This window comes from Kitasatospora sp. NPDC059327 (genome assembly GCF_042752535.1).
In the GTDB taxonomy this organism is placed as follows: Bacteria; Actinomycetota; Actinomycetes; order Streptomycetales; family Streptomycetaceae; genus Kitasatospora.
In genome coordinates this window covers 1-14067 of the sequence record NZ_JBHYYB010000155.1, presented here as the reverse complement: position 1 = coordinate 14067, position 14067 = coordinate 1, and the positions used below count along the sequence as shown (strand labels likewise).

Annotated in this window: 12 protein-coding genes and 2 pseudogenes; 6 read left to right on the top strand and 8 right to left on the bottom strand. The window is 71.3% G+C overall.

Annotation, left to right across the window (positions count from 1 at the left end):
- Positions 1 to 818 (top strand): annotated as a pseudogene (locus tag ACFXHB_RS41925) (hypothetical protein); the annotation flags it as partial.
- A gap of 758 nt (positions 819 to 1576) precedes the next feature.
- On the top strand, positions 1577 to 2122 hold the full coding sequence (locus ACFXHB_RS41920) for a hypothetical protein (protein WP_380582003.1): 546 nt from the start codon (positions 1577 to 1579) through the stop codon (positions 2120 to 2122).
- A 27-nt stretch (positions 2123 to 2149) separates the two neighbouring features.
- Here ACFXHB_RS41920 and ACFXHB_RS41915 read toward each other — a convergent pair whose 3' ends face one another.
- A complete protein-coding gene (locus tag ACFXHB_RS41915; RefSeq protein ID WP_380582001.1) occupies positions 2150 to 2368 on the bottom strand; it encodes a hypothetical protein in 219 nt (72 codons plus the stop codon).
- Positions 2369 to 2473: 105 nt separating this feature from the next.
- Between ACFXHB_RS41915 and ACFXHB_RS41910 the strand changes: the two genes are divergently transcribed.
- Entirely contained in the window at positions 2474 to 3154 is a 681-nt protein-coding gene (locus ACFXHB_RS41910) for a hypothetical protein (protein ID WP_380581999.1), read from the top strand.
- Between the two features lie 120 nt (positions 3155 to 3274).
- Here the strand turns inward: ACFXHB_RS41910 and ACFXHB_RS41905 are convergent, their stop codons facing one another.
- The 4 genes from ACFXHB_RS41905 to ACFXHB_RS41890 all read right to left on the bottom strand — a co-directional run bounded on the left by ACFXHB_RS41905 (position 3275) and on the right by ACFXHB_RS41890 (position 5389).
- Complete coding sequence (locus ACFXHB_RS41905; RefSeq protein WP_380581997.1) at positions 3275 to 3829, bottom strand: Uma2 family endonuclease; 555 nt, start codon at positions 3827 to 3829, stop codon at positions 3275 to 3277.
- A 424-nt stretch (positions 3830 to 4253) separates the two neighbouring features.
- On the bottom strand, positions 4254 to 4703 hold the full coding sequence (locus tag ACFXHB_RS41900; protein ID WP_380581995.1) for a hypothetical protein: 450 nt from the start codon (positions 4701 to 4703) through the stop codon (positions 4254 to 4256).
- Between the two features lie 88 nt (positions 4704 to 4791).
- Entirely contained in the window at positions 4792 to 4980 is a 189-nt protein-coding gene (locus ACFXHB_RS41895) for a hypothetical protein (protein WP_380581993.1), read from the bottom strand.
- Between the two features lie 193 nt (positions 4981 to 5173).
- Positions 5174 to 5389, bottom strand: a complete 216-nt coding sequence (locus ACFXHB_RS41890) for a hypothetical protein (protein ID WP_380581991.1) — start codon at positions 5387 to 5389, stop codon at positions 5174 to 5176.
- A 586-nt stretch (positions 5390 to 5975) separates the two neighbouring features.
- On the opposite strand from ACFXHB_RS41890, the pseudogene ACFXHB_RS41885 reads away from it, so the two are divergent.
- Positions 5976 to 7204 (top strand): annotated as a pseudogene (locus ACFXHB_RS41885) (IS3 family transposase).
- A gap of 16 nt (positions 7205 to 7220) precedes the next feature.
- On the opposite strand, the gene ACFXHB_RS41880 reads toward ACFXHB_RS41885, so the two are convergent.
- On the bottom strand, positions 7221 to 7559 hold the full coding sequence (locus tag ACFXHB_RS41880; protein WP_380581989.1) for a hypothetical protein: 339 nt from the start codon (positions 7557 to 7559) through the stop codon (positions 7221 to 7223).
- A gap of 363 nt (positions 7560 to 7922) precedes the next feature.
- Between ACFXHB_RS41880 and ACFXHB_RS41875 the strand changes: the two genes are divergently transcribed.
- Positions 7923 to 9032 (top strand): hypothetical protein, encoded by a 1110-nt coding sequence (locus tag ACFXHB_RS41875; RefSeq protein WP_380581987.1) that lies wholly within the window; start codon positions 7923 to 7925, stop codon positions 9030 to 9032.
- Between the two features lie 485 nt (positions 9033 to 9517).
- Here ACFXHB_RS41875 and ACFXHB_RS41870 read toward each other — a convergent pair whose 3' ends face one another.
- Together ACFXHB_RS41870 and ACFXHB_RS41865 are read right to left on the bottom strand one after the other, a co-directional pair.
- Entirely contained in the window at positions 9518 to 10012 is a 495-nt protein-coding gene (locus ACFXHB_RS41870; protein ID WP_380581985.1) for a hypothetical protein, read from the bottom strand.
- A 1089-nt stretch (positions 10013 to 11101) separates the two neighbouring features.
- Positions 11102 to 12130 (bottom strand): hypothetical protein, encoded by a 1029-nt coding sequence (locus ACFXHB_RS41865; protein ID WP_380581983.1) that lies wholly within the window; start codon positions 12128 to 12130, stop codon positions 11102 to 11104.
- Between the two features lie 632 nt (positions 12131 to 12762).
- Here ACFXHB_RS41865 and ACFXHB_RS41860 point away from each other — a divergent pair.
- Positions 12763 to 13986, top strand: a complete 1224-nt coding sequence (locus ACFXHB_RS41860; protein ID WP_380581980.1) for an integrase — start codon at positions 12763 to 12765, stop codon at positions 13984 to 13986.
- The last annotated feature ends 81 nt before the right edge of the window (positions 13987 to 14067 follow it).

Genomic DNA, 14067 nt, shown 5'->3' with positions numbered 1-14067 from the left:
TCCCGAACAGCATGGAACTCTGGTTCGTCGGAGCCAACGGATCCGTCCAGGACCACTACTGGTACGAGGGCAGCAACTGGCAGGGCTTCGAACTCGCGCCCGCCGGCAGCGCGTCGACCAACGGCGGTATCGCCGCGGTGTCGCGCATCCCGAACAGCATGGAACTCTGGTTCGTCGGAGCCAACGGATCCGTCCAGGACCACTACTGGTACGAGGGCAGCAACTGGCAGGGCTTCGAACTCGCGCCCGCCGGCAGCGCGTCGACCAACGGCGGTATCGCCGCGGTGTCGCGCATCCCGAACAGCATGGAACTCTGGTTCGTCGGAGCCAACGGATCGGTCCAGGACCACTACTGGTACGAGGACGCCCCGGCGATCAGAAACTTTGACCAGGGAGTGACGACTGATCTCGCCGTTGGTGGCTCGGCACATGTCGTGATGAAGCAGGACGGCAGTTTCACCTTCAGCAGTCACGCACATGACAGTGGCTTTGACAACATCGACTACACGATCTCCGCGGCCGTGATGACGCCCGACGGAATCGTCTTCACCTTCCAGCACTCGGGCCACACCGAGGGAACCGTCGCAGGGTTGCCGTTCGGCACGCCCGATCGCAATGACGATTTTGCGATCGGCGGCCTCAATCCGCAGGTTACGGCTGAGTGGTCAGGCCTGGCGAACGGCAGCAGCTTCAAGGCCAGCATCTCCGGAACCGACACCCTCGCTCAGGGCGTCGAGGGAGCGATTACTGATCTCGTCAAAGACCTTCTGGCCGAGGCGGAGAAGGCTACTGCCGCCGCAATCATCGCGCTCGTTTAACACCGCGCACCGGGCACTCCGCCTCAGCTTGTTCGCGGTGGGTAGTGCTTCATCCCCACTGGGACTCCGTTCTCCTGGACTATGAAGATCCAGTGGCCGGTGTCCTCACATCAGGGGCCCGTGACCCCACCTCCGGAGGTGGGGTCACGGGTGTGTTGTGTTCTCGCTACTGATTCCCAATGACGTTGTCAAGCCGGTTGGTGACTCGCTGTGGGCGTGTCAGTCCAGGGCGATGGGGTTGGGTGGCGGGCTGATCTCGAAGGTGCGGCCGTCGCGTATGAGGGCCCATAGGACGTTCAGGCGGCGTCGGGCGAGGGCGATGATGGCCTGCTTGTGGGTTTTGTTCGCCTCGCCCGCGACTACGAGACGCGCACCGACAGCTCGGAGGCGGTGATCCGCTGGTCGATGAGCATGGTCATGAGCCGCCGCCTCGGCCACCGCCCCGCAGCCGGCCTTCGGCGCGCAGGCACGCGACGCCGGACCGAACAGCTCGGAAGCGGCACAGCTCCAGCGCAAGGTCGACGTCGAACTGGCGGTCAACCCCGGCGGAACCCTGACCCTCACCGGACCGGGCGCGTTCAACACACCGCTGGCCTGCGCAGCGGGCCACCTGAGTATCACCGACGGCAGGCGACACAGGGTGTTTCTCCCCCCGGGGGGGGATCGGCCGCCCCGTGGTGGCGGCCCGGACGCGTCCGAGCCCGGGCCCGCGCCGCCCGGGGCCGTGACGGTTCGGGGCCGGGACCGGTTCACCGGTCATGACGAACCAGTTCTCCTCCCTCCTGCCCGTGTCCGATCCCCGGCCGGCCGACAACGATCCGAACGGCCTCACCGCCGGCGACAGACTCGACGACCACGCGGCGGCAGGGGCCGCGGCCGCGCGCGAGGAACGCGAGCACGCGGTGCGCGAGGCACTCGCCCTGGCCGCCGCCGTCGGGGAGCGGGCCGCCCGACGGGTCGAGGCACTGGCCACACGCCAGGACGACGGACACCGACCGGTGCTGGAGGCCTTCGCCCAGGCGCTGCGGCAGGTGATGGGCCGCGAGATCCTCCCGGCCGGGGACGGCGAGGTGGCCGCCGAGCCGCGCTACCGCCTGGACGCCTACGTGCTGCTGGGCGCCACCGACGCCGAGTCGACCCCGGACCTGACCGCGGCCGAGCAGCTCGCCCTGGCCGCCGTCGGCGCCATCGCCACCACCGCGCCGAGCACCGTCCTCAACGACGCCGCCCGCGATCTGCCGGCGCTGTGCGCGGTCATCGACAGCGCCCTGATCCTCGCCGAGGCACAACCGGCCCAGGCATGACCCGGGCCGGACCGGCGGCGGGTACGGTCAGCCCCGACCGCCCGGGACCGAACCGGCGGCCAGACCGCCCGGACCGAGCCGCCGACGGCCACCAGGCGCCACCTCCGGCGCCACCGCGGCGGCCGGCTCCAGGAACGGGGCCCGCTCCACCGCGAGCAACCGCGCCCGGTCATCAGCCCGCACGGGCGTGTCGGTGGCGGGCTCGGAGAAGGGCCGCCACAACGGGCGCCGAACGGGGGAACTCATGACCGCCAGTCTTCCAGGTCCACCCGCCCGGCCACACCGACCACGCGGCCCCACAGGCACCGGCCCGGCACGATGGACACACACGGCATGGGCAAGGGAGAAGCGATGCGTACCGGAGACGTCGTGGTCGGCGAGACCTACACCGCGCACATCCCCCGACGGCTCCCGACCCTGCCGGCGGGCGCACGCGCCAACCGGTGGCTGTCGGACATGCAGCTGCACCTCGTACGCGGGCGTCGCATCACCGTGACCGTGATCGGCTTCGGCGAGAAACCCGACACGGTGGTGGTCAGCCGCGACATCCCCGCCGGCAGCGTCGCACTACGCCTGACCCACGAACAGGCGGCGGCCCTCGATCTCGCCGAGGGCCAGGAGTACGACATCACCGGCATCGTCACCGACACCGACGGCCAGGCCATCGTCTTCCCCGCCACCGTCCTCCACACCATCCCGGCCCGCTGGCTGCGCCCGCCCGGCGAGCGCCTGGAGCTCCACCCGGACACGGACCACTTCCACCGCGCGCTGGTGTGCCGGGACGCGGACGGGATGACACCGCCGGAGATCGACCGGGCGGCGGACATGGCGATGGAACGGCTCCACCACGTCCAGGACCTGGCCCTGGACGACCCGGGCTTCGACCAGGCGGTGCTCACCGCCGAGGCGGACCGCCAGGAGTGGCTGCGGATCGCGGATCGGGTACGGACGGCCGGGCTCGCCGCCTACGACCCGAGGGCCGATCCCGACGCCGTGGAACACCCCCCGCTGATCCGCTTCCGGAAGACCTGACGAAGAGCGCCGACGGGCTGTCCCACCCTGTCCCAACGTGCCGGCGATCCGTTCCAGGGCCGGCCCATCACCGGTGCGGCGGGTCGCGTGCTCGCCGTCCGCGGCCGCCGGCCGGTCGGGTCAGAGGTTCTCGGTGTTCAGGACCAGGTCGAACGGCTCGGGCAGGTGGGTGGGGGTGCCGAACGGGTGAGGGCCGTCCACGACGGCGTAGCCGAGGCCGTGGGGCTCGCGGAAGAGGGTGCACTCGCGGCTCTGCCGGTCCGCGAGCAGGTACAGCGGGGCGCCGTACTGGGCGTAGCGCTTGCGTTTGGTGACGCGGTCGGTGTCGCCGTTGGACTCGGAGGTGACCTCGATGACCAGAAGGGTCTGGCCGGGGGTGAGGGCGCCGGCGCCCTTGGCGAGGTCCTCGGGGATGACGGCGAGGTCGGGCAGGTACCAGTTCGGGGAGCCGGGCAGGTCGAGGTTGCCGAAGCCGCTGATGCAGCCGAGTTCGTCGACGCGGCGGTCGAGCTGGCGGCGAATCCTGGCCGCGACATTCTCGTGGTCCCATGTCGGTGACACCAGGACGATCCGCCCCTCGATGACCTGTGCCCACCGGTGGTCGATGAGCTGGACGGCGTACTTCAGCGCGGCCTCGTGATCCACGTCCGCGTACGCGATGGGCTGTGCGCTCAACGCTCCGCCTCCCTCCACCGGCCGCAGGACCGTCCGGCCGGACGCCCGCGTTCCCCACGGTAGCGGCTGTGACGGCGGCCGTGGAACCGGCCGGGCGAACGGCACCCGCCGGCGGCGGCGGTGTCCACGTCGCACGGGCCCGTCCGGCCCGCGCCGCCGACCGACCGGCGCCCGACAGGCCGGGAACAGGGCGCGGGCAGCCGGGGTCCCCGGAAAGGGGGGTGTTCCGCGGGACCCCGGCCGGTGGGAGGCCAACCGCGCCGGGGCATGGCGCGGCCGCTCTGCCCGGCGACCCGGTACCGCGTGTGGCGGGGCCGCCGTGCCGGGAATGCCAGCCCCGCCGATCACCGGTGACCAGGGCTTTGACCTGCACGTATTCGGTCGCTGACATGCCATCGTCGCCGGAGCCGGCGCAACGAGCGCACTACCGGCCGCACCGCTCGGTCTTGATGGCGGAGAGGTACTTGCGGGCCGTTCCCTCGGTCACCCCGGCCTGCCCCGCCAACTGCGACGCGAGATCGGCCGTCGAAAGGCCGCGCACCCGAGGCCGGCAGCGCGTCGTACAGGCCGCGAGCACATCCCTGCCCATCGGGGCGGGGGACCCAGGCACCGGAGCATCGACGTCCCCGCCGCCACTCGGGGCGGGGACGAACACCTCCTCGCGGGCGACGGCCGACGGCCCGGGGAGAACGGACGCACCGTACCCGAACACCATCCGGGTGTACTCGGCGCCCACCGCATCCGGCGCGGCACCCACACCGACCGCGTCCAGAACGGCACCGGAGAGCACGGCCAGAGCCGCGGTCAGCGCGCCCTGCTCCTCGATGACCCGCTGCCCGGCGACCCGCAGCGCTTCCATGTGATCGCCCTTCATAGCCACACATGCTGCTGCCACCACAGCCGCCCCACCGCCGATCCGATCCCGGTTCCCCCGACCGGATGCCCCACCGACCCAACCGGCTTCAGGGCGCGGTGCGGTCCAGGGTGTTCGTCAGGTCGTCGGCTGCCGCGAACAGCCGGCCCGAGTAGTTCGGATCGGTGGCCGCCTCCCGGCCGGCGGAGAAACCCAGGAAGGGGATCGCGCGCTGGAGCGCGGCCCGCACGTCGGCGATGTGCTGGTCCCGAACGTCCGGGGTGTGCATGGTGTCCATCAGATCTCCCGTCCAGTGGCTCCCTCCTACCCAACCATCTCGCCGGCATCCACGAGCGGGTACGTGGCGAGACGCTCGGCCCGGGGTTTCCCAGCCGAGCGTCTCGCGTGGGCGACCGTTGAGCACCGCGCCGTCCCGGCCGCCGTGGTCGGGACGGCCGGTGTCGGCGGTGTCGGCGGTGTCGGCGGGGGCCTCAGGTCCAGTAAATCCGCCAGGCGCCGGCGCCGGTCTCGATGTAGAAGTCGAAGACCCGGTGGCGACCGTGACCGGGCAGCGCACGGTAGCGGTGGGTGCGCAGGCCGGGGTGGCGCGGGTCGACGTCGATGAGCTCCAGCGCACCATCACCCGGCTGGACCAGCGGACCGTGGAGCCGGCCGACCGGGGTCCTGACTGTGACTTCGGACTCCAACGTGCCCTCTCCGTCGAGCCGCTCACTGGTGCGGAGACGCCATGAGCGGCCCGACGCGGGCGCCGACCGTCTCCATGCCCGGTATCGGCCCGGCCGGCGCCGCATCCTGACGATAGGGGCCACGCGCGCGAGATTGACGGACCACGGCCGACGGCGTGTCGGTTCCCGGGGCCTGACCCGGGCGCCTGTCCGGTCGCGCCCCGACAGCCGCCGAGTTGTAGGGGCGGGCGAGTTCCGCCAGGCCCGCGCATGCGGGCCTGTGCGTGGCGATGGCGGCGGGCGGTGCGGACTTGACGGGTGCCGGTCGCCCCGGAGAATCGAGCGGCGGGGCCCGAACGTACGGCGGGCAACCATCGGCCTTGGCCGCCGCCCCGGGCCGGTCCGCCGGCCCGGCGTTCTTCCGGGAGCCTGTTGAGCGCCACGCGGTGTCCGTGGCCGGCCGGGCGCGCGAACAGCCTCGCCTTGCCGATGCCGGCCTCCGCGTCGACCGGACCGACCACCGGGCCACCGGGCCACCGGGCCACCGGGCCACCGGGCCGCCGGGCCGCCGGGAGCAGCGGATGGTACTGCCCGCCGCTTGGCACCGATGGTGCACATGCACTACTCAGCGGAGTTCCGTGCTGCCGCTGTAGCGCTGTACTGCTCCGATCCGTCGCTCACGTATGCGAAGGTCGCGCCGGATCTGGGGATGCACGCCGAGTCGCTGCGGCAGTGGGTGCGGGATGCGGGGGCCGCACCGGGGCCCGACGGCGTGCTGCCGGCTGTGGCGGCGACGCCCGAGGAGCGCTTGGCCCGCTTGGAGGTGGAGAACGCGGCTTTGCGTGTGGAGAACGCGGGTCCGCGCAAGGACCGGGAGACGCTGTCGGTCGAGCGGGACATCCTGCGGAAGGCTACGAAGTATTTCGCCTCGGAGACGAACTGGTGATGGGCCGCTTCCAGTTCGTTGAGGACCACCGGGAGGCCTTCGAGGTCAAGCGGCTCTGCCAGGTGCTGGGCATCCAGCGCTCCAGTTACTACAGGTGGCGTGCGAATGCCGCGGCCCGCGCGGTGCACCAGGAGGCCGACGCCGTGTCGGCGGCGCGGATCCAGCGTGTCCACGCCGACTCCGACGGGGCCTACGGCGCCCCGCGTGTCACCGCCGAGCTGCGGCAGGACGGCCTGGCGGTCGACGAGAAGCGGGTCGCGCGGGTGATGCGCAAGTTCGGGATCGTGGGCACCCATCTGCGCCGCAAGGTCCGCACCACCGTGCCCGAGCCGTCGGTCGCGCCGGTGCCGGACCTGTTCGGACGCGACTTCAGCGCGCCGGCGCCGAACCTCAAGTACATGGGCAATATCACGTATCTCCTGGTCGGGGACGGGGAGTTCCTGTATCTGGCAACGGTGCTGGATTGCTTCAGCAGGCGCGTCGTCGGCTGGTCGATCGCCGACCAGATGCGCTCGTCCCTGGTCGCCGACGCTCTGACGATGGCCACCGCGACCCGAGGCACTCTGCAGGGGGCGGTGTTCCACTCCGATCACGGGGCGCAGTACGGAAGTCGCCACTTTGCGGACCTGTGTGCCGAGTTGGGCGTTGCCCAGTCCATGGGAGCCGTCGGAGCGAGCGCCGACAACGCCGCCTGCGAGAGCTTCCACGCCTCACTGAAACGGGAGATCTTCAAGGGCGCACGCCGGTAGCCCGGGGCCCGGGCCTGCCGGGCGGCTGTCTTCCGCTGGCTGAACACGTACAACACCTGGCGCAGGCACTCAGCCAACGGCCAGGTCAGCCCCGTCGCCGACGAGCAGCAACAGTCCGCCACCCTGACACTCGCCGTATAACCACACAAGCCCGTGTCTACCACCCGGGGTGAAGGCCCTTGTTCCGGGCGAGCTCGTTATTCAGCCGTTCCACCTGTCGGCGCGGTTTCTCGTACTCGGCCTCAGTGGCGGACTTCTTCGGGCGGGCCGGGCTTGTGGGGTGGTCGACCAGATTCTCCAGGGCTCCGGCGTCCCGGACGGCCCGCCACTCGGTGACGTACGAGTGGTGGAGGCGCTCACGGCGCGGGACCGCGCCCTTCTCGCCTTGGGGTGCGGCGTCGTACTCGGCGACGATCCGCAGTTTGCGCTCGGGGCTGCACGTGCGACGCCTCGGCCTGGGGATCGGGTCGGGCACGGGCGGGTCGGTGCTGGTCATCAGGGGAAGGGCCTCCTACTCGGCCCCTCGCGGGCCAACCCGACAAAGCGGGATGTCTCACCCAGGGCTGGCAAGGCGGGGCGGCGGCTCGTCAGTTCCTGCGGAACAAGCGCCAGGAGAGGAAGAAACACCGCTCCGAGGTCACCCCTTCGAGCTGAAAGCTCCTCCAGATGCTCTGGCGCCATGTCAACTTCCCGATGGGCGTGCTCCGGTCGGAGTGGGTCGACTCTGCTTGTGGGAGGGGTTCCTCCGTGCACGCTAATTCGTTGGGCCGAACTGATTAGTCCCCAGCGATGCGAACCGCAGCCGGTGCGCCGAGAAGCGTACTCAGAAGATCCGTTTTGCAGATCATCCTGGAGTGTCATGCGTACTCGAATCACCACCCTGATCCTGTCCGGGCTGGCCTCGGCCGCGCTCGTGTGGGGCCCCGGTAGCACGGCCTACGCCTCGCCGCTGGTCGACCACGATGCCGCCTCCGAATCGGCGGAGACCGAGGTCGACTGGGTCGGCAACCTCCTGCGCCTGGCCGAGGAGGACACCAGTTCCTCCGCCGACGCCTGGACCTTCAACGGTCGCAGCGCCATCTACTCCGTGCCGGTGGTCCGCCCGGCCCACAAGACCGAGGTCGACGCCGACGCCTACACCGAAGCCGTCGAACAAGACCGAGCAATTCAGGCGGACGAGGGCAACGCCGAGTGGAGCCAGCCGGCCGGTGGCGGCGCCGAGTCGTGCGGAGGCAACGGCCACGGCCACTCCGACGACCACGGCGGCCAGGGCGGCCACGAGGAGCACGGCCAAGGTGGGCACGGCGGCCACGAGGAGCACGACCACGGCGGCCAGGGCGGCCACGAGGAGCACGGCCAAGGTGGGCACGGCGGCCACGAGGAGCACGACCACGGCGGCCAGGGCGGCCACGAGGAGCACGGCCAAGGTGGGCACGGCGGCCACGAGGAGCACGGCCAGGGCCAGGGCCAGGGCCAGGGCCAGGGCCAGAGTGGTCAGCAGGGCCAGGCACAGGGCCAGGCACAGGGCCAGGACCAGCACGTCAACCTGACCGTCGTGGTGCATAGCAGCGTCACCAACCACCTCGACAACAGCGCGAACAACAGCGCCATCAGTAGCTCGAACAACTCGGCGCAGAACCACCAGTCGGCCGCGCAGAAGAACAACCTGTCCAACAAGCAGAGCCAGGCCGCGCACAACGCGAAGTTCAGCGAGCAGGAGGGGGCACCGCACAAGGCGCCTCACTCCGGCGGCCACGACTACGAGGGGAAGAGCGGGCAGCACGGCGGCCACGAGTACGACGGCAAGGGCGGCCACCACGCCGCGGGCGACGAGCACTCGGCCGGCCACCAGTACCACGGGGAGCTGGCCGAGACGGGTGCCCCGGCGACACCGGTCTTGATCGGCCTCTCGGTGGCGTTCCTCGCTGCGGGTGCGGCGGTGATGCGGCTCGGCCGTCGCCGGGCCTGACCGGGACGTGCGCCCGTGCCCGGCCTGGGCCTGGCCCAGGCCGGGCACGGCCACCTCGCGAGCTCCGTCTGGGCCCGGGCCCGCGCGGCCGCCACCTCGGAGGCGCCCCCGCCAACCCCGACGACACAGACTGAACCGCCACACCACCAACACCGGGTCCTACTTCATCCGGCCGAACTGGGTCACGGTTCAGGCTCTGGATCACTCCCGAAAAGTGATCCAGAACCACGGTTCACGCGACGCCGACAAAGGTCCTCGAAGTCACTGTCCGACAACCGGTTCGGCTACCAAGCATGATTCCCGGGTCGGCGCAGGACCGCGGGGCGAGCGCAGTCTTGCGCCGACCACCTCGACCCTCCGGTTCGACAGGCAAGGCGACGGCGCCCATGCTCCGCAACGGCCTGGAACCCCGGCACCTCACCATCGTGCTCGCCGTGATCATGCCGCTCCTCGTCCGGGCTGCGTAACCCCGAAGGCGCTGGCGGCTATGGCCGCCGGGTGGTGACGGCGATGGACGTCAGAGGGATGCACAGATACAGGTGCTCCCAAAGGCGCCGGGACACGATTCCGAGCGGCTCGCCGGCCCAGCGCGTGGTCTCTTGGCGCAGGGTCTGGACCGTCTCGTACAGGAGGGTGGTGTCCACCTGCAGGAGGAGTCCACGGCGCTCAGATCTCAGGAGCCTGTCGATCGTCGCGGCGAGCACGTCGCGCTCAAGGCGGCCCGGGGCATACCCGAGCGGGGTGGTGAGCGAGCGCGAAGGCGTGCGCTGGGCGCCGACGCCGGCTGCGTCCCGCAGCCGGTTCGCAAGGCTGGCGCTCGACGGGGCGGTGGTGGCCGAAGGCGGCGTCGGCACACAGTGGTCGAGTACGGAAGAGGCCAGCGTAATCAGTGCGGCGTCGACACACACCGGCGCACTGGAGTTCTGGGGGAGCTGTGCGACGCCGGCAGCGCCGGGGGCGGTGTTCTGAGTTCGCGTCATGGCATCAGAGTCTGTCCGGCACGGGTTCGCACCGCGATCAGGGGCCGTCCTGTCGAGTGATGCAGAAGACGCGGCAGCGGCGTCAGGACCCATCCTGGTGGGGCCGACCGGGTGAGGTGGACGTGGGGGCGGGCGACGAAGTGAGGGTGTGCGCGCCGCGGCGGACTCGGACGAGGCGACGTACACGGGCGGGGTCCGGCATCGCATGGCCGGGTCTCGCCGTCCCCGTCCGGACGGCCGGGGACAGAGCAGGCAGTTCGGTGAGAGGCCGAGAACGCCAAGGCCCAGCAGGTCGTAACCAATGCCGACAGTTGACGCCGTTGCTGCCCTGGTTGTGTCCGCTCCGGCCGCAGCCGTTGCTCTCGTAGCCCGAACCGTTGCCGACAAATCCGCTTTCTCGATCCGAAGGTGCGTCCCTGACCACGTTCAGCCGGAGCCGTACCGACAACCTGCTGACATCCCGATGCCCGGGCAGGCACCCCAGGCCACGCCGCCGCCCGAGGAGGCGGCGACCCCGGTCCGGGCCCGCTGGGGGCTTGGGACACGCACCGATCACCAAGGTTGGCGACGCCGGCGGCGGAGACCGCCTGCTGGACGGCGGCGTCCGCGGCACGGGTCAGGTCCTTCCCGGACTCCTCGGTCTCCCCGGCCGCGGTCTCCGCAGCCTCCCTCGCCGCCCGGGAGGTGTCGACCGCGCGCGGACGCAGCCTCGGCGGCGTCCTTCGCGGCCAGGGCCTGCACCACGTCGAGACGGTGAGCCGCACCTACCCCGTCGGCGTCACCGGCCGCGTCGCACTGTCCGCCAAGTGGCTGACCTGGATCTTCTACCTCGACGACGTGGAAGCCGCCGACACCCACACCAAACGCGTCACAACCGTCGACCTCACCGGGTACGCCTTGCACATCATGGAGGTCCCGACCACCGAGCCGGGCGCCCGACCAGACCGGGACGGCAGCGGGAGCGGCCGACCCCGGCCGTCCGGGATTGGCACGGCGGCCGGCTTCAGGAACGGGGTCGGTCCGCTCTACCGCAGAGCCGTGCTCGGTCATCGGCCCGCGCGGCCGATCCGACGGATGCTGGGTCCGGGGTCAGACTCGCAGGGTGGTCGGCACGCTGTCGGTGGACCCTCGCCAGGGCCTGCCGGTGACGGTGTGGACGATGGCCAGGACGATGACAGCCGTCTCACAGACGAGGGCGGCCGGTCCCAGGTAGCTCCACCATTCGGCGAGGGCCCCGGTGACATCCGGAAGGAGCAGGCTGTCGGCAAGCAGGTAGCCGGTGAGCGTGGTCGCACCGGTGGCGGTCGCGGCGCTCCAGACCAACGGCGCGTCGTACCGGACCCGGATCAGGAGAACGGCGACGATCAGGCACAGGGTCGCGAGGACCGTGATCACGGTGGCGGCGGCGGGATCCCGCTCCCACAGGGAGAGCGCGAGCGGCAGGTGGAGCGCGCCGGTCGCCAGCAGGGAGGCAGCGGCCGGCCACCGCACGAACGAATACTTCCGGCTCACCCTCGCGGGTGACAGGACCCGCGGGCGCGTCCGCGGCCCGGCCTCGACGGGTGGCTCCGTACCACTCCCGGTATCGGGGCGCACCCCGACGTGGTCGGTGTCCTGGCCGTCGGCCCGGGACTGCCGGGCGGGGGCGGGGGCGGGTTGGAGCAGCATGGCCAGGTGGGCGACGTCGCCGACGGGGCGCAGCGATGCCGCCGCGTGGAGGGCCGCTCGGATTCCGGTGTCGGGTTCGGTGGCCAGGAGGGCGCTGAGGTGGGCGACGTCGCCGGTGGGTCTGGTGAGGACGGCGGTGCGCAGGATCTGGTCGGCGCCGGGCCGGTCGCGGGGGCGCAGGAGTGCGAGAAGGGCGGCCAGGTCCTCGACCGCCCGGGCGGCGACCGCCTGGTGGAGAGCCGGGGTCAGAGCCGATGTGCGGCTGGAGTTCAGGTGGCACAGGAGGTCGGCGACGTCCTCGACGGGTCGGTTCGCCGCCGCGCTCATCATCGCCGCCGTCAGGTCCCCGTCAGGAATCGTGTCCGGGTGCGGGGTGGCCGTCGGATCGGGGTCGGGGGTGTCGGGGCTCGGCGCCCGGGTGAGCGGCAGTGGGAGGAGGGGGTGAGTCATCGGGGTCTCCTGAGTCTCGGACGGTCCCACGGCACGGCACACCGTGTCGGGGACGGGCGGCGATCGAACCATTCGCATGCATGCGAACGGACCTTGCCGGTACCAGCCTGTACCCCTTCATGCGGCCTGCCACCCGGAGACGGGCAACCGAGCGTCCCGGCGCGCCACCCGGACACTTTGGCCGCCGCCGCTCATGCCTGCCGGCGCTGTGCGCGGTCATCGACAGCGCCCTGATCCTCGCCGAGGCATAACCGGCCCAGGCGTGACCCCGGGCCGGCCCGGCGGCGGGCACGGTCAGCCCCGGCCGCCCGGACCGAGCCGACGCCGGCCACCGGACACCACCTCCGGCGCCACCGCGGCGGCCGGCTCCAGGAACGGGGCCCGCTCCACCGCGAGCGGGCGGCCCCGTTGGCGTGTGCTGCGCAGGTGCGCCGTACACGGGCCCGCAACCTGTGCGGTCAGCCCCGTCGGCTGTACCGCCTGGGACCGGCCGGCAATCCTCGCAACCATCCGTGCCCGGGTCGGTGGCCGGAAACGTCACAGGCCCCAACCGTTACGGACGCTGTTGGTAAATCCGGGCCTCGCGTAACGACTTCCCTAATGATTGGGCGTGTTCAAGGCTCAATCTAGGGGTGTACGTGGACGAGTGGCGTGTGGTGTGGGTGCCTGATCCGGAGCGGTGGGGGCGGCTCCCGGAGGATGGGGTGCTGGGGGTCCAGAACCTGCCGATGGCGGTGGCGGAGCTGGGGTTGAAGCCGGGTGATCCGGTGTTCGTCTCGCCGGACTTCTCGGTGGATGTCGACCTGCTGGACTTAGTTCGCTCGAAGGAGTTCCGCGGGCTGGAGCGGGAGACGAAGCGGAACTACGCGACGGACATCCGGTTGCTGCTGAACTTCCTGTCGTCGCGGAGGGTGTGGTGGCGGCGGGCGAGCGAGCAGGATCTGGCGGATTACCGGGACTGGCGGTGCGAATCGCCGCTGAATCCGCAACGGATCGGCGGGGCGAAGTGGGACCGCGAGGCTGCCGCTTTCACGCGCCTGTTCAAGTGGGCGAAGGTGGTGCCGCTGCCGGTGGACGTGTCGAGGCGCGAGGACCGGGCGGCGGATTCGGTGAGCTCGCGGGTGTCGTGGCTCACGCCTCGGACATGGGGGCTGTGGTCGAACATCGGGCTGCGCGGTCCCACGCGGGCGGGGGTGCCGGCAGCGGGGTGGGAGGCGCGGACGGAGGGGCGGAACACCGCGTTCGTCCAGTTTCAGTTGAGTTCGGGGCTGCGGCGGCAGGAGGGCGGTTCGCTGTTGACGTTCGAGTTGCCTGTCCAGCGGTTGCGGGGAGGGCTCTACTGCCACGGCCAGGTGGCGGGGGCGTTGACCCGGTCGAAGCAGAGCCGGACCTTCTACGCCGGCACGGAGGCGCTGGGGCAGGTCGAGACCTACGTGCAGTCCGAGCGGGCCTGGGCCGTCGCGCGGGCCCAGAAGCAGGGGCGTTACGAGCGGCTTCCCGTTGTGCGGGTGATCACCCGGGTGACGCGGGGCCGGGAGCCGGTGGTGCACTGGGTGGACCGCGCGGGGGTGGAGGGGCAGCAGAAGCTGTCACGGCTGGCCTGGCGGGAGCGGCAGTGGCTGTTCCTGGAGGGGCCCGAGGGTCCGGAGCCGGCCTGGCTGTGGTTGACGGAGCAGGGGATGCCGATGCTGCCGGACCGGTGGAACCAGGTGTTCAGGGGGGCGAACCAGCGTTGCGAGCGGGTGCTGCTGAGCGCCGAGGAACGGGAGCCGGGGCGGGCGTTCCGGCTGGCGGAGGTGCGGGGCAGGGCGCCGTTCGCCACCGTGCACGGCACCAGGCACTTTGTCTCCGCTTAGTTCCCGTGTGTGATTAGCCCCAAGTGAGGCTGTGGCCTTGGGGTTTGTGAGTTGCCTCGGGCCGTGTGGTGTTTCTACTGT

What these genes read in the sequence shown, in the direction of transcription:
- ACFXHB_RS41920 (WP_380582003.1), top strand. Translation starts at nt 1,577, where the DNA reads ATGACGAACCAGTTCTCCTCCCTCCTGCCCGTGTCCGATCCCCGGCCG.
- ACFXHB_RS41915 (WP_380582001.1), bottom strand. Translation starts at nt 2,368, where the DNA reads ATGAGTTCCCCCGTTCGGCGCCCGTTGTGGCGGCCCTTCTCCGAGCCC.
- ACFXHB_RS41910 (WP_380581999.1), top strand. Translation starts at nt 2,474, where the DNA reads ATGCGTACCGGAGACGTCGTGGTCGGCGAGACCTACACCGCGCACATC.
- ACFXHB_RS41900 (WP_380581995.1), bottom strand. Translation starts at nt 4,703, where the DNA reads ATGAAGGGCGATCACATGGAAGCGCTGCGGGTCGCCGGGCAGCGGGTC.
- ACFXHB_RS41895 (WP_380581993.1), bottom strand. Translation starts at nt 4,980, where the DNA reads ATGGACACCATGCACACCCCGGACGTTCGGGACCAGCACATCGCCGAC.
- ACFXHB_RS41880 (WP_380581989.1), bottom strand. Translation starts at nt 7,559, where the DNA reads ATGACCAGCACCGACCCGCCCGTGCCCGACCCGATCCCCAGGCCGAGG.
- ACFXHB_RS41875 (WP_380581987.1), top strand. Translation starts at nt 7,923, where the DNA reads ATGCGTACTCGAATCACCACCCTGATCCTGTCCGGGCTGGCCTCGGCC.
- ACFXHB_RS41870 (WP_380581985.1), bottom strand. Translation starts at nt 10,012, where the DNA reads ATGACGCGAACTCAGAACACCGCCCCCGGCGCTGCCGGCGTCGCACAG.
- ACFXHB_RS41865 (WP_380581983.1), bottom strand. Translation starts at nt 12,130, where the DNA reads ATGACTCACCCCCTCCTCCCACTGCCGCTCACCCGGGCGCCGAGCCCC.